At 64.3% G+C, this 13,073-nt stretch carries 19 protein-coding genes; 11 read left to right on the top strand and 8 right to left on the bottom strand.

Translation table 11 applies throughout. From position 1 onward, the window contains the following. Positions 1-88 precede the first annotated feature (88 nt). Positions 89-901: a helix-turn-helix transcriptional regulator gene (locus tag BM424_RS26850; RefSeq protein ID WP_093423699.1), complete on the top strand. Its 813-nt coding sequence runs from the start codon at positions 89-91 to the stop codon at positions 899-901. A 161-nt stretch (positions 902-1,062) separates the two neighbouring features. Here BM424_RS26850 and BM424_RS29640 read toward each other — a convergent pair whose 3' ends face one another. From BM424_RS29640 to BM424_RS28600, 4 genes are all read right to left on the bottom strand, one after another. Further along, positions 1,063-1,434, bottom strand: coding sequence for a hypothetical protein (locus BM424_RS29640; RefSeq protein WP_245776163.1), 372 nt, complete (start codon positions 1,432-1,434; stop codon positions 1,063-1,065). Positions 1,435-1,492: 58 nt separating this feature from the next. After that, positions 1,493-1,669, bottom strand: a complete 177-nt coding sequence (locus BM424_RS29020) for a hypothetical protein (RefSeq protein ID WP_175548282.1) — start codon at positions 1,667-1,669, stop codon at positions 1,493-1,495. Positions 1,670-1,749: 80 nt separating this feature from the next. Beyond that, positions 1,750-2,313, bottom strand: a complete 564-nt coding sequence (locus BM424_RS26865; protein WP_139274176.1) for a hypothetical protein — start codon at positions 2,311-2,313, stop codon at positions 1,750-1,752. Positions 2,314-2,470: 157 nt separating this feature from the next. Then, positions 2,471-3,172 carry a hypothetical protein gene (locus tag BM424_RS28600; protein ID WP_139274177.1) on the bottom strand — a complete coding sequence of 234 codons (702 nt, stop codon included), beginning with the start codon at positions 3,170-3,172 and terminating at the stop codon, positions 2,471-2,473. 248 nt (positions 3,173-3,420) lie between these two features. On the opposite strand from BM424_RS28600, the gene BM424_RS26870 reads away from it, so the two are divergent. Together BM424_RS26870 and BM424_RS26875 are read left to right on the top strand one after the other, a co-directional pair. Beyond that, on the top strand, positions 3,421-4,137 hold the full coding sequence (locus BM424_RS26870) for a hypothetical protein (protein ID WP_093423888.1): 717 nt from the start codon (positions 3,421-3,423) through the stop codon (positions 4,135-4,137). Positions 4,138-4,276: 139 nt separating this feature from the next. Beyond that, the gene (locus tag BM424_RS26875) at positions 4,277-5,485 is read left to right on the top strand and encodes a cytochrome P450 (protein ID WP_093423706.1); all 1,209 of its coding nucleotides are present in this window, start codon (positions 4,277-4,279) and stop codon (positions 5,483-5,485) included. A 59-nt stretch (positions 5,486-5,544) separates the two neighbouring features. Here the strand turns inward: BM424_RS26875 and BM424_RS26880 are convergent, their stop codons facing one another. Beyond that, positions 5,545-6,123: a dihydrofolate reductase family protein gene (locus BM424_RS26880; protein ID WP_093423708.1), complete on the bottom strand. Its 579-nt coding sequence runs from the start codon at positions 6,121-6,123 to the stop codon at positions 5,545-5,547. Positions 6,124-6,566: 443 nt separating this feature from the next. Between BM424_RS26880 and BM424_RS26885 the strand changes: the two genes are divergently transcribed. Both BM424_RS26885 and BM424_RS26890 read left to right on the top strand, forming a co-directional pair. Continuing rightward, positions 6,567-6,860 carry a hypothetical protein gene (locus tag BM424_RS26885; RefSeq protein WP_093423711.1) on the top strand — a complete coding sequence of 98 codons (294 nt, stop codon included), beginning with the start codon at positions 6,567-6,569 and terminating at the stop codon, positions 6,858-6,860. 1 nt (position 6,861) lies between these two features. Then, entirely contained in the window at positions 6,862-7,713 is an 852-nt protein-coding gene (locus BM424_RS26890; protein ID WP_093423714.1) for a hypothetical protein, read from the top strand. A 45-nt stretch (positions 7,714-7,758) separates the two neighbouring features. Here BM424_RS26890 and BM424_RS28605 read toward each other — a convergent pair whose 3' ends face one another. Beyond that, entirely contained in the window at positions 7,759-8,073 is a 315-nt protein-coding gene (locus BM424_RS28605) for a hypothetical protein (protein ID WP_139274178.1), read from the bottom strand. A 90-nt stretch (positions 8,074-8,163) separates the two neighbouring features. Between BM424_RS28605 and BM424_RS26895 the strand changes: the two genes are divergently transcribed. From BM424_RS26895 to BM424_RS26920, 6 genes are all read left to right on the top strand, one after another. Then, positions 8,164-8,472 carry a hypothetical protein gene (locus BM424_RS26895; protein WP_139274179.1) on the top strand — a complete coding sequence of 103 codons (309 nt, stop codon included), beginning with the start codon at positions 8,164-8,166 and terminating at the stop codon, positions 8,470-8,472. Positions 8,473-8,490: 18 nt separating this feature from the next. Next, positions 8,491-9,207 (top strand): hypothetical protein, encoded by a 717-nt coding sequence (locus BM424_RS26900; RefSeq protein WP_093423719.1) that lies wholly within the window; start codon positions 8,491-8,493, stop codon positions 9,205-9,207. A gap of 1 nt (position 9,208) precedes the next feature. Further along, positions 9,209-9,637 carry a hypothetical protein gene (locus tag BM424_RS26905; RefSeq protein ID WP_093423722.1) on the top strand — a complete coding sequence of 143 codons (429 nt, stop codon included), beginning with the start codon at positions 9,209-9,211 and terminating at the stop codon, positions 9,635-9,637. An 85-nt stretch (positions 9,638-9,722) separates the two neighbouring features. Beyond that, positions 9,723-10,241 (top strand): hypothetical protein, encoded by a 519-nt coding sequence (locus BM424_RS26910; RefSeq protein ID WP_139274180.1) that lies wholly within the window; start codon positions 9,723-9,725, stop codon positions 10,239-10,241. Positions 10,242-10,405: 164 nt separating this feature from the next. After that, entirely contained in the window at positions 10,406-10,708 is a 303-nt protein-coding gene (locus BM424_RS26915; RefSeq protein ID WP_139274181.1) for a hypothetical protein, read from the top strand. Between the two features lie 300 nt (positions 10,709-11,008). After that, complete coding sequence (locus tag BM424_RS26920) at positions 11,009-11,470, top strand: hypothetical protein (protein ID WP_093423731.1); 462 nt, start codon at positions 11,009-11,011, stop codon at positions 11,468-11,470. Between the two features lie 93 nt (positions 11,471-11,563). Here the strand turns inward: BM424_RS26920 and BM424_RS26925 are convergent, their stop codons facing one another. After that, positions 11,564-11,893: a hypothetical protein gene (locus BM424_RS26925; protein WP_139274182.1), complete on the bottom strand. Its 330-nt coding sequence runs from the start codon at positions 11,891-11,893 to the stop codon at positions 11,564-11,566. 365 nt (positions 11,894-12,258) lie between these two features. Beyond that, positions 12,259-12,975 carry a hypothetical protein gene (locus BM424_RS26930; protein WP_093423737.1) on the bottom strand — a complete coding sequence of 239 codons (717 nt, stop codon included), beginning with the start codon at positions 12,973-12,975 and terminating at the stop codon, positions 12,259-12,261. Positions 12,976-13,073: the final 98 nt, after the last annotated feature.

Genomic DNA, 13,073 nt, shown 5'->3' on the forward strand with positions numbered 1-13,073 from the left:
CACGTTGCCGCCGCAGCGCGAGCCGAACCAGAGCTCCCGCGACCCTGGGAGTGACAGGACCAGCCACGAGCGGCCTACGCTGGGGTGTGTGGCCGAGGAGAACCTGCTGGGCGAGTTCGTGCGCGCACGGCGCGAGCTCGTCACTCCCGAGCAGGCCGGGATTCCGGTGACCGGCGTGCGGCGCGTGCCCGGGCTTCGCCGGGAGGAGGTCGCGATGCTCGCCGGCATCAGCGCCGACTACTACCTGCGCCTGGAGCAGGGGCGCGACCGCAACCCGTCGGTGCAGGTCCTGGAATCGCTGGCGCGCGTCCTGCGGCTCGACGACGCCGCGACCGAGCACCTGCTGCGCCTGGCGGCGACCAAACCGCTGCGCAGGACACCGATGCCGGAGCTCCGGTCCAGTACGGCGAAACTCCTCGCATCGCTGGCGCTTCCGGCGTTCGTGGAGACCAGGTACATGGACGTCCTGGCCGCCAACCGGCTGGCCACCGCGATGTCGCCCCGTCTGGTTCCGGGGACCAACCGCCTTCGCGACATGTTCCTGGACCCGGCCGAGCAGGACCTCTACCCGGACTGGGAGACCGATTCGGTCAGCGCGGTCGCGGGATTCCGCAAGTCGGTCGGCGCGGAGACCCACGACCCCCGCTACGCCGAGATCGTCGGCGAGCTCTGCCTCGCCAGCCCCCGCTTCAGCAGCATCTGGGCCCGCCACGACGTGATCGTCTGCGCGGCCGCTCCGATGCGCGTCGCCCACCCGCAGGTCGGCGACCTGGTCCTCAACCGCGAACGCCTCGGCGTCGAGGGGAGCCCGGGCCAGGCCCTGGTCATCTTCCACCCCGACCCGGGCACCGACAGCGCCGAGAAGCTCACCCTCCTCGGCACGACGGTCGCCGCCCGCTGACCTCGCGATCTCCCGCTCGGAGGTGAGGGCAGCGGACAGTTTTAGTGAGAACTGTTTGGGCGAAACGGACATTGATCATGGGTGATTCGAGGAAAAACTGTCCCCGGCCGACGGGAAGCTGCCCCGGGAGTGAAGAGACGTGAGAACCCCGCGAAACCGCCCTACCTGCGGATGATCTTGATGATGATCTGGCCGACGATGAACCAGATCAGCGCCGCGAGCGCGTAGTTGAGGACCACCCCGAGCAGCGCGTCGTCCGGGGTGAACACGTCGCCGAGCCCGAGCACGAAGGTCTGCGCGAGGGTGTAGATGAACGACACGAAGCCGTTGCCCTGGTTCGCGTCGAGCACCACGAACAGCACGTGCAGCGCGAACACCAGCACCACGATCGACACGACGATCCGCACGATCCGCGCCACCGTGTCGCCGACCTGCCCCGGGCGTCGACGTCGCTCGTAGGGGTCGCGGTAGTCGCGGTCGTAGCGGTAGTCGGCGTCGCGCCGGTCGTACGGATCTTGCGGCCCGTAACTCATGCCGCGCATTGTCACCGCGATCACCAGCCACAACAAGTCGAGCGTTCGGGTGGTTCCGCTACCAGTCGAAGACCTCGGGATGCTTCTGGGCCTCGAACCGGAGGCGGTTGAGCTCGTCGGCGAACAGCTTCGTGTGCCCGCACCCGAGGCACACCACAGCGCTCAGCGTGGAGAGCGGGTTGACCGACATCCGCTTCCGGAACGGGAACACCCCGGTCTTCTGATGGCTGGTCATCCGCATCCCACCGACGTAAGTGCCACCGCACAACTCACAAGCGGGATACCGGGACTGAGGAGGTGGAGAAGTCATGGGCGTCAGTATGCGGGCCCGAAGTACGTCGGGAGCCCGTCATGGGGATCAGCGGCCTGCCGATTTCCGGGATCGATCGCGCAAGCCGACTTCGCGAGCGCGTAGGCCATGTCGATGTACTTCGCGCCGGGTGGGCTGATCTCGATCGGCATCCGCACGGCGTAGCCGCGCGAAGGCAGATGCAAGATCGCCTCGATCTCTGACGGGCCGCCGCTGATGTACCGCAGTTCGAGCCGTTCTCCCCACATGTCCGCCACGGGTTGGTATTCAGCCGAGCGACCCAATTCCTGCAGCACCCACGCGTGCACGAGGAACGGCGACGACGTCTCGTCGTCCGGCACCCAAAAGATGCTGTTGTCGAGCTCGGGCTGGGGAAGGCCGGGCCCGACATCGGCGAGTTGCCGTCGAATCGCCGCGCAGTCGTCGTCCGGATCGACGTGCAGCGTCGCGGTCGTCCCGTCCATCCACGAACACGTCGCAACGGCAGGACGACGGCTCAGGTCGATGCTCGACGCCAGAAAGCCAACCTCCACGTTCCCGCCCTCGAGCAAGGCCAGGTTGTTGACCACCGGCGACCACCACTCAGCAGGCATGCACATCGTCCATTCGCTCGGCGGCTGGCGTTAGCCTCACTTTAGCTCGCCCGCCTCGTCACTGTTCCCGGAAGTTCGGGGACAGTGACGAGACGGGTGCATGAGCCGCTCGATTTCTAGATAGTACGGATCGTCACGGCGTGTAGGATTCTTTTACCCAGTCCGGGCACACTGTCTTTCCGGTGCAGTATGCAGTGACAACCCCAAAAGGTCGGCCGTCGCTCAGGCGTCGAAAATCATGAACGACGCGAACTTCCTCTGTGTCGATCGAGGGGAATGGCAGGCAAGCAATGGGGGAACAGTCGATCTTAACGAAGTTTCCGAAGTATTCAAAGGCTTCGCCGTTTTCCGGGTTCTTCTCGGGTGATCCTACCCAGTAGCCACGAGGGCGCTGAGTGACGGCCCTCGCGATACGAGTGTCCAGGTTGTGCTTCTGCTCGATCTTCTCAAGCCCGAATCCTCGGTCACCGCCGTCCCACCAGCCGAGACGCATGTGGGACGCCCAGTTGTCGACATCATTCCACTCCTCGATGGAGTTGTACCGGTCGGGCCATCCCTTGACTTCTCCGTTGGAGGGGCTGGATGCGGGATCGGGCTGCTCGCCTCGTGCGATCCGGTCGATCTGGCTCTTGGGTACACCGTACTTCCAGAGGTCGGCAACTGGAATCGTTTGCCCAAGGGGAAGGCCTGCTGGGGCTTGAATTGATAACGTGACCCGTTGCCCATGGTCGCGGGTTTCAGGTTCTGCAATTGCGGTGGTGGGTGAAGTCGCCAGTAGGGCCGCGGCGGACAAAGCAACTGTTGCAATCTTCAGGTTTAGCGTTGGGAAGCTCACTGCTCTCCACTGTTCGAATGGGCGAGATATGGGAATGTGAAGCCGATTTATCCTGGCTTCACCCCTGAATCTCTCAGTCGTGAAAGGGTCGTGGTGTTGAACCGGAGAGGTTCATCAGAATGGAGTAGTGCTCGGATGACTCGCTTGTTTGGTGCCGGAGAGGGTGCACCGAGATCCGCTGAAAAGCGGTTTGCCGTGGCTGCCTGGTCGATAGCCTGCCGGTGAGTCGATCTTGAGGGCGGGTGCTCGTGACGGGTGATGCGTGGAACGTCGCGCTGAACATCATCGCCAGCGTGATCACGGGTTCGGCCGTGTGGCTGGCGACCAGGGCGCTGGCCTGGCGCAGGGTGCGGCGGATGCAGGTGTTCTTCGGCCTGACCGGCGGCGATGAGTGCCTGGTCGTCGTGCCCCGGCACGCCTCGTCGAACCGCGGTTCCAGCGTGCACCGCAACGACGCGGCGGCGCTGCTGGAGCTGTCGACGGTGCTCGGTGACTGCCGCGCACGGCCCGAGGTCGTCTTCCACGACGACGTCTACCAGGGCGCGGCCGACAAGGCCGAGTTCTGCATCGGCGGCCCCGACGCCAACCAGCGCACCGCCGCCCACCTGCGCTCCGCGGTGCCGAACCTGCGGCACGCGCTGCACGAGGACGACCCGGAAGGCCTCGCGATCAGCGTCGGCGAGCACCGCTTCCCGGTCGAGAAGGGGCGCGCGGAGTACGTCGCGCTGGCCAAGATCCAGCGGGACCGCGACGACAAGCCGGCGTTCCTGATCTGCGGCCAGACCTCGGTCAGCAACCGCGCCGCCGCCCGCTACCTCCAGCGCAACCGCGCCCGCCTCATGCGGAACCACGGCCTGCGCAAGCGCTTCTGCCTCATCCTGCGAGTCGTCGAACCCGACGTCTACGGCCCCAGCGTCGTCGAACTCGCCCACGACGCCACGTCCGAGGCCTTCACGGCGTCGTGACCTGGCGCTCTGGGCCATCCGGGTGGCGCGGGAGTCACCGAGGAGGCAGTTCGTTCGCGGTATCGGGGAAAACGGCCCTGTGGCGCGCTGTCCGGGAATAGCCTCGATGCGGTAGTGAGCTGCGTCCTAGGAGTGGCACATGCCTGAAGCCCCGGACATTCTCTCGCCCGAGTTCAACGCCGATCCGTATCCCGCCTATCGCGTTCTGCGCGAGCACCATCCGCTCTTGTGGCACGAACCGATGCAGAGCTACGTGGTGTCGCGGTACGAGGACGTCGCCAAGGCGTTCCGCGATCCGGTGTTCACCAGCAACAACTACGAGTGGCAGCTGGAACCGGTGCACGGCGGCAAGACGATCCTCCAGCTCGATGGCCGCGAGCACGCACGGCGCAGGGCGCTGGTGGCACCGGCGTTCCGCGGTGACGAGCTGCGCGAGAGGTTCGAGCCGTTGATCGAACGCAACGCGGCCGAACTCATCGACGAGTTCCGCTCTGCCGGACAGGTCGATCTGGTCGAGCAGTTCGCACGCCGGTTGCCGGTCAACGTCATCGTCGACATGCTCGGGCTGGACAAGGCCGATTACGGGCGTTTTCAGCGCTGGTACACCTCGATCATCGGTTTCCTGGGCAATCTCACGCAGGATCCGGACGTGGTGGCGGACGGTCTGCGCACGTCCGAGGAATTCGCCGCCTACCTCATCCCGATCATTCAGCAGCGCCGCGAGAACCCGGGCGACGACCTGCTTTCCCGGATGTGCCTGGCGGAGGTCGACGGAACCCGGATGACCGACCAGGACATCAAGGCGTTCTGCAGCCTGCTGCTGGCTGCGGGCGGGGAGACCACGGACAAGGCCATCGCGGGCGTGTTCCGCAACCTGCTGGCGCATCCGGCGCAGCTCGCCGCGGTGCGCCAGGACCGCACGCTGATCCCGCAGGCCTTCGTCGAGACCCTGCGCTACACGCCCCCGGTGCACATGATCATGCGTGAACCGGCCGAGGACGTGACCTTCTCGGGCGGCACCGTACCTGCGGGAAGCACCGTCACCGTCCTGATCGGCGCGGCCAACCGGGACGCCGAACACTTCGCCAACCCGGACGACTTCGATCTCTTCCGGGAGGACCTCGACACCGGCAACGCGTTCTCCGCCGCGGCGAATCATCTGGCGTTCGCACTCGGCCGGCACTTCTGCGTGGGTGCGCTGCTGGCCAAAGCCGAGGTGGAGATCGGCGCGAACCTCCTGCTCGACGCGATGCCCGACCTGCACGCCGCAGAACCCTCGAACGAGACCGGCGTCTTCACCCGAGGCCCCGACGCGCTGCGCGTGCGGTTCAGCCCCGTGGCGGCGTGAGACCGGGGGTCTCGCGCCTTGGGTGGGGTGGGGGAAGTTTTCATGAAAACTGCGCCCGTTCACGACGAGGGCAGAACCCGGTAGTGCAGGTGCGTGACACCGGGCGCGTCGAGCACGCGGGTGAGCTCGAACTCGACGTGGTCGGTTCCGAACAGCCGGCGCCCGCCACCGAGGACGACCGGGACCAGGTGGATCTCCAGCTCGTCGAGCAGGCCCTCGCGCAGCAGCGACTGCGCGAGGGAAGCGCCGTGCACCATCACGTTCGCGTCGGCGGCGGCCGCCTTGGCCTCGCGCATCGCGCTCGCGACGTCGGGGACGTAGTGCACCCAGCCGCTCCGTGGCTCCGGAGGCGTGCCGCGGGTGGGCACGAAGATCGGCACTCCGTGGTGGTCGCCGTCCCAGCGCCCGGCGTAGTCGAAGGTCTTGCGCCCGACGACGACAGCACCCGTCGCCATCACCTCGGCGAACACCCGCCCGCTCACCCCCGGCGGATCGAAGTGCGGATACCCCGCGACGGGCTCGCCGAGCCACTCGTGCAGCCGAAGCCCGCCGACACCGAGCCCGTTGCCCGGCCCGTCCCCAGGCCCGGCGATGAACCCGTCCAACGACATCGACATGTACAACACCGACTTCGCCATGCCGCCCCTCCAGCCTCGGGTGTGTCGAGGTAGACCAGCCAAGCCGAAGGAACTCATCGGTGCAGGTCGCCCACCGAAGCACGCCCTCGCGCTCGCGGTCGCCGCCGTGGTCACCGACGGAGCGGCGCCGCGCTGAGTCGGACAGTTTTTCCTCGAATCACCCATGATCAATGTCCGTTTTGCCCGGACAATTCGAGGAAAAACTGTCCCCTCCGCAGCCCACCCGTTCGCGCGCTGTGGTGGGGGGAGGGAAGTTTTCATGAAAACTGCGCCCAAAATGACGGTGGTCGAATGGTCAAGGAAGTCCCCCGTGCGCGTGCTGGGCCGAAACCGCAAGAGCACAGGTGGCCGGCGGGAGGCGGCTTCGACCGGGACCACATCATGGGTGGCGGACTGGTGAGCGCCGCTCCGGAGGTGCGGCGGAAAGGACGGCTGGGGAGCGGATGGTTTCGAGCATCGGCGGGATCGTGTTCGCGCTGGTCATGCTGTGGGTGGCTGGTGAGCGCGTGATGGCGCGGTTCCAGCGGCCGGGGCGTGGGGTTGCGTCGGTTCGACGAGATCTGGCGGGGCGACGGTCGCTGGAGGGAGAGGTCCACGTCGTCGTGTGGAAGGCCCATCCGCTGTCGGATCACATGATCAAGGAGCTCGCCACCAGCGAGGGGTTCAAGTTCGTGGACGAGTCCAGCCTCCACGGCAGCCGGGTGTTGCGGTTCGTGCCGCCGCGGAAGGGGATCTGAGTTGTCGGAAGAACTCGTCCACGACATCGGCCTGTGGCTGCTGATCCCGTCGATCGTCCTGTTCACCGTGATCGTCACGGCAACGGCGCTGGGAACGCCGAGCGAGATCCGGTTTCGACGCAAGGAACGGCAATTGGCTCGGCTGCAGCAGGCCGCGGACCAGTGCGAAAACCAGGTCTTCGAGATCGACTGGTTCGACTACCGGGAGATCCCGAAACCCGAGATCCTCGCCGTGCTGCGCGAGCACGGTTGGGGCTATCAGGACGATGACCTGGGCGAAGCGGGCTGGCTGCTGCGCTTCGTCCCGGCAGAAGACCGGGACGCCAACGGCAAGGAAGACGCTCAACGTCGACTCCGAGCCGACCTCCGCGACGCCGAGATGGACGTTCGCGGCGCCTATCACCTCGACACGTCGCAGTACGCGCCCCTCTCATACCCGGAGATCAGGGGAATCGTCCGAGCCGCAGGTCTGACCGTGGCCACGAACACCCGCACCGCGGTGGGGCGCACGCTGGTCTTGTCCAAGCCGCAGACAACGGTCCTGTCCAGCAGCGATGGCCCGTTCAAGCCGAAAGCGACACTGCCGAGCAGGGACCTCGACCGGGTCCGCGAACGACAGCGAGTCTGGGCCAAGCAGTTCAACCGCCAGGTCGGCCTGGCCTTCCTGCACGGATTCATCGGCCTGTTCGCCCTCGCCGCAGCGCTGACGTCCGAACCCGCTGACGGCACCGGTCACTACCTCGCGTGGGCACTGGCGACCGTCGCGCTGCTGCTGTTCATCCGGGCAGTGCTGAAGGGCCTGGACGTGCGCCGGAAGCGCTGGGACGAACTCGGCCACCTACTGGAACGCTAGCGGGACGGCGTTGTTGTGACTCGAGCTGTCGTGTGAGACCGGGCGTCACCCGAGGCCTGCGTTCACAACCACTGCGCTCACAAAGATCAGGGCGATCGCGAGCAGCAGCCAACCGGCTTTGGCCAGTTGCTGGCGTGGAGTGGCTTCGGCTACCGATCGTGTCTGGTGGTCGAGGGACTCCATCCGGAGAATGCAGGCCAAGGCTGCGATCCAGAGCGCCGCAGCGGGCAGGAATGCCCAGTGAAACGCAAAACCGGCGATGAGCAGCCCTGCGCAGATCGGGGCGAAGGTCGCGATCCACGCTACTCGAAGCCAGCGTCGTCGGGTGGGTTTCGCAGGAGGTGTGGACTGCGGTGGCATAGCGTCCTTCCCGTTTCGTGCCGGCGCGTCGCTTCGACCGGTAGCCTACGTGGTTGCGCTCGCGTGATCGCAGAGAGAGGGAGGAGTTGTATGGGGTTTCGAGTGCAGCCTGAGGGGCTCGACACGTATGCGTCCTTGCTGAAGGGACTACAAGACGATTTGAAGACGGCACAGGATTACCTGAACCAACACCTCTCGTATGACTATGGCGACGCTCGGATGTTCGCGACGATTGCCAACGCGAACAATGCCACCAAAGCTGCAGTCGGGGACAACCTGAAGCATCTGGATCAACTTTTGTCTGCATCGGCGGGTGAGTTGGTGAAGTCGGCGAACATGTATCGCGAGACCGATGCGAACGAAGAACGCCGACTTGATGAAACTTACCCCAGCTCGTAGAAATTAAGGATTCCGGTGATGAGTGAACCGAAGGCGAAGCTTGTTGATCCGGTCGCGGAGCAGGCTATTCCGGATGCGATCGACAAGGCGCTGTCGTTCCCGGACTTTTTCAGTCTAGGGCACTGGGTGTACATCTTTATTGATCAGGTCTCTGGTGTCAATCCTGCGGAGTGGGTCGCTAAGGAACTTGCCGGCAATTGGGAGGCTGTTGCTAAGGCTGGCGATGCGCTTAAAAATTTGAGCAAGTTCCACGAGGCCTGCGCTGCTGAGATCGAGCATGGTAGCGCTGACATGTTGAAGGTTTGGGAAGGGAATGCCGCATCAGCAGCTGGCAAGTACTTTGAGGATCTGTCTAAGTCGTTGCGCGACCAGATTTCAGCTCTAGAGAAGGTTGGTGTGCAGTTCGAGCAGGCAGCTTACGGGGTGTGGGCTACTGCAAAGACGATGGTCAGCTTGTTGGAGATGCTGTTCGATCTCGCGATCGGATTTGTTATCGAAGCGGCAGCCACTGCGGCGAGCAGCTGGACGGGAATTGGCGCCATTGCGGGGGGAAGCGCGATGGTGCTCACGATTGCCCGAGCTGTACAAGTCTGGATGGATATCTGCAAGTACCACGGTATGGCTTGGAACCTGTGTACCGGCGCCAGCGGAATCATTGCTGGCCTCCTGGGAAACCTGCACGGCTTCCAAGACCACCCCCTGCCTGCAGGGGCGTACGACCACCCTGGAGCATGACATGACGAACCCCGAGTCCGAGCCAATTCTTGATATTGCGCGTGGCGACCAGGCGCGTTCGCGCCATCTTCGTGATTCATTGCAGTTGTTGCGCGGAAAGGTCGATAACCCAGAATTTCGTAGGCTTGTAGACGATGTGCTTGCAGGCAAAGCAAGTCTTCGCGAGGTGGCTCAGACTGCGGCCTTCGGTAAAGCGGTTGCTCCCCTGGCTCAACAGGCGGTTGACCGTATGAACGAGATGACCGAGGTCGAAAGAGAAGAACTCGCCAACGAAGGTGAACTACAATTCAATGAGCTCCGCCGAAACCTTGCCTCGGGGCCCGAATCGGGCAGGGCTGCTAAGCGTGAAACTTCCCCTAGCATTGAGGAAGAAGACGAGGATCTCAGCCAAATGAGCTTCCTCGAGGATCCCGGCAGCCGGGACCGGTAGTTGGCTGGCTCTGTCGAAATCGAGACGGTTCTGATTGGCGGGTTAGCCTGTGACTCACACACCTCCCAGGCCGCAGGGCAATCACATGTCCACGAACCACGAGTTCGTGCCGGCCTCACCTGCGTTCGTTGGTCGCGTCCGGAACACCACTCGGTTGGTAGGCGCCCTGTCGGTCCTTGCGGTCGGGATCGTGATGATCGGAATTGCGGTGAGCGGTTTCATGCTGCTGCCGGTGGCTCCGGCTTCCGCGATCTTCACCGTTTTTATGGGGTGGCTGGCCGGAGCGTTCGCCATCTGCTCGGCTCTTTCGCTGGCCAGTGGTTCCTCGTGCGTCAACACGGGGGCGTTCAACCTGACCTTTGCGCGACGGACTCGGAGCACGCTTCTTTTCCTGGCGGTCGCCTCGATCCTCCCGTCTGGAATCGCCCTGCTCATCCTCGTTGCGACCGGAATCTCGTCAGGCGGGCTGTCACCGGCAGCCGCGGTATGCCTCGTCCTCGTTTTGTGCCCGTTCGTGGTGTCGATGATCGACATGATGGTGGGGCGGCGCCTGCTCGATCCGAACAAGGTGGTCGTCGGTCCGTACGGAACACCACAGCGGTGACGCTCAACAGTTGGTCGATGGAGTTGACCGCATCAGGGCATTCGTGCCGATAGGCTGGCATTTTGGGGCTGATCGGGCAGTCGGCTTCATTGGTCAATATGGGACGTGCTGCCCTTGACTTGAGTGCGACATTTTTCCGGAAGCGGGCAGGTGCGATGAGTAGGGTGGAGCAGGTGTTGCCGCATGGTGAGTCAAATGGCGTTCTTGCGGCGTTTTTCGCGCTGGGTGCTGCGGTTACGGTGTTTTCCTCGGTTCTTGTGGGAATCCTGTTGATCGTGTTTTTGGCGATCATCATGCTCTTCGGATGGGTTCCGTACGTCGCAGTCGGTACAGCGCTGGTGCTGTTCGGGCGCCGACGTAGCCGGATGCGCTGGTTCGGTGTTGGCATGGCAGTTGCGGCGCTGGTGCTCGCCGATGGCGGTGAGCACGTACACGACGGGCCAGTGATCAGGCCTTCTTGTCGTTGATCGCCGCTGGGGGTTGCCGGTCGTTCTGGGGGATCGTGAGCTGGCGGACTCCGCGGCCTTCTGGGGGAGGCCCGTGGCTGATCAGTACTCCCGGAGTTGTCAGCGTGGGTGTTCGGGGTGGCGCAGTTTTCATGAAAACTGCGCCTCGACAAGACCGCGGGAGGTTGCGGCGTAGATCGATCCGCGCTCGCTGATCAGCTGATTGCTGTCCTGCTCTGCGGAGAGGTCCGGCTTGGTAGCATCCGTCCTGCTGCGAGCGCGACCTACGACACCAGCGGATTGACCAAGGAAAGTAGGTAGATGAAGCGCCAGAAGATTTTTTTCGATGTTCGGGTCGACACCGGCGAGGAGACGCTGGAACAGGTTGCGGCCCGCGTGGGGGAAGCATTGAACTGCTCCTTCGACGAAGGTGAGTACCAGCGCTGGTACGCGCAAGTTGCAGAGCTGTTCGGCCTCAAGCTCCACGTTGCTGGCGTAGCGGGCATTGGTGGTAAGGACGTGGCGAAACTCGTCGGGAGCGTGGCTGAGAAAGGTTTCCGCTACGCTCCTGACGGCAGTGGTTTCGCCGAATTTGATCAAGTCGACATCAGCGCCTACATCGTCGATCTGCTGACCATTCGAACCGGGCTCCAGTGGTACCAGCCGACCCGCGAAGACCGCGCGGCTGAGCGCGAGGCGGCGGGCCGATTCGATGACTTCCTGGGGCAGGCCGGCCCTCAGGGGTGGACTCGCGATGACGAGGAGAAGTTCGGCGACTGGTGACGACGGCTCCCGTCGACACGACATTCGGCCAGAGGTCGCACGGCCCAGGTCAAGCTGTTGCTCAGCCTCGACAAGATCACGGGAGTCGACCGACTACGTCGGCGTGCCGAGTGTCTTGGCGACTTGCTGCGCGAAGTCGAGTGTGGCGGCCTGTTGGGCTTGCGGTGGGATGAACTGCGGGTCGAAGCCGTGATTGCCCCAGCCTTCATACCTGATGGTGACGTGGGCGTTGGCGCGGAGGAAGTCGATGGTGGCTACTTGGCTGTTGTCGTCTGAGCCCGGTCGGAAGCTTCGCCTGGACGCGTCGCCGAGCACGTTGGGCGGGGAGTCGGGGATCGATCCGCGCTCGCTGTTCAGCTGGTAGCTGTCCTGCGCTGCGGAGAGGTCCGGCTCCGCGTCGGTCAGCTTCAGTCGGACGATCACCGAGATCTCCGCGTTCGCCGGTGACCCCCAACCTGGAGGGTGGTTCGACGTCCACTCGCACTTGCTCGACATCTGCGTGTCGGAGTCCGTGATGTCGGCGGTGGCCGGGAACTGCACAGCTTCGTCACCGAGCTGGCGGACGATGCTCGGGTCGGAGATGACCGAGCACGCGCCCGGGTCGTCGCGGTAGCCGGCCGCAGGTTGCGAGCAGGACGTCAGCAGCGTTGCAGATCCGACGACGAGAGCGGACGTTCGTGCGAGCTTGATGATCGATCTCCTCAGACGCTTCGGGATAGTTGCTGGGCGGCGGCCGCAAGTACGTCAAGTGCGAGGACGTTGATCGTCCACACCTAGGTCGGGTGTTCTCACGTTGCGGGTTTGATCGTCAGGGTTTGTTGATGGCTTTCGGATTGGTCTCCGACTTGCCAGCTGCCGGGGGAGCTGCAGGTGAGCTGGTAACCGGTCGGGGTCGTGGCGGTGGCGCCTCGGATGGTGCGGCCGGCCGGCGAGTTGCACTGCGGCTTGAGTTGGGCGAAGGCTGCCTTGGCCTCGGTGAGTTTGTCGGGTTTCCCCTGCCAGATGCGCTCGGCCATGAAGTCGAATAGCTCGAATAGTCTCGTCGTCGCGTCCTCTGGGCTGGTGCGTTCACCTCGTTGGAGCGCGGCAACGGTGTTCACGCTCAAGGAGAAGCTCTCCAGCCTGCCGTTGTCCGGATTGGTGAGATCGCGCTCGTAGCCGAACGCGATGTACGCGCCGTACTTCCCTCGCACCTGTTCTTCGAGTTCGCAGCGGCGCGCTTCTGAAACCGGGGAGCCGACTCCGTTCGTGTCGCCCTTGCGGTAGCAGGTCCAGCCCTGGGCGGCTACGGCGTCCATCGTGGCGTCCGGGTTGTAGTCATCGGGGAAGCACAACAGGACGAGATCCGGTTGGCACTGGACAGGAGCCCCAGGCGGAGGCGGAGGGGTGCTCGTTGGTTCGGCCATCTCGACGCCGGCGCGTGGAGGTTCAGCAACCTCGGTGTCGCTGCGCGAGAGCTCGTAGGACCCGCGGACCACGGCCCAGACAAGCAGGAGGACGGCCAACGGAATCAGGATGAACGGCCACTTCTTCCGCTTTTTCGGAGAACGAGCTCCTGGCCCCCAGGTCTGTTGCGGAGGCACCTGCTGCCCCGGCTGTACCT

It is taken from the genome of Saccharopolyspora flava, assembly GCF_900116135.1.
In the GTDB taxonomy this organism is placed as follows: domain Bacteria; phylum Actinomycetota; class Actinomycetes; order Mycobacteriales; family Pseudonocardiaceae; genus Saccharopolyspora; species Saccharopolyspora flava.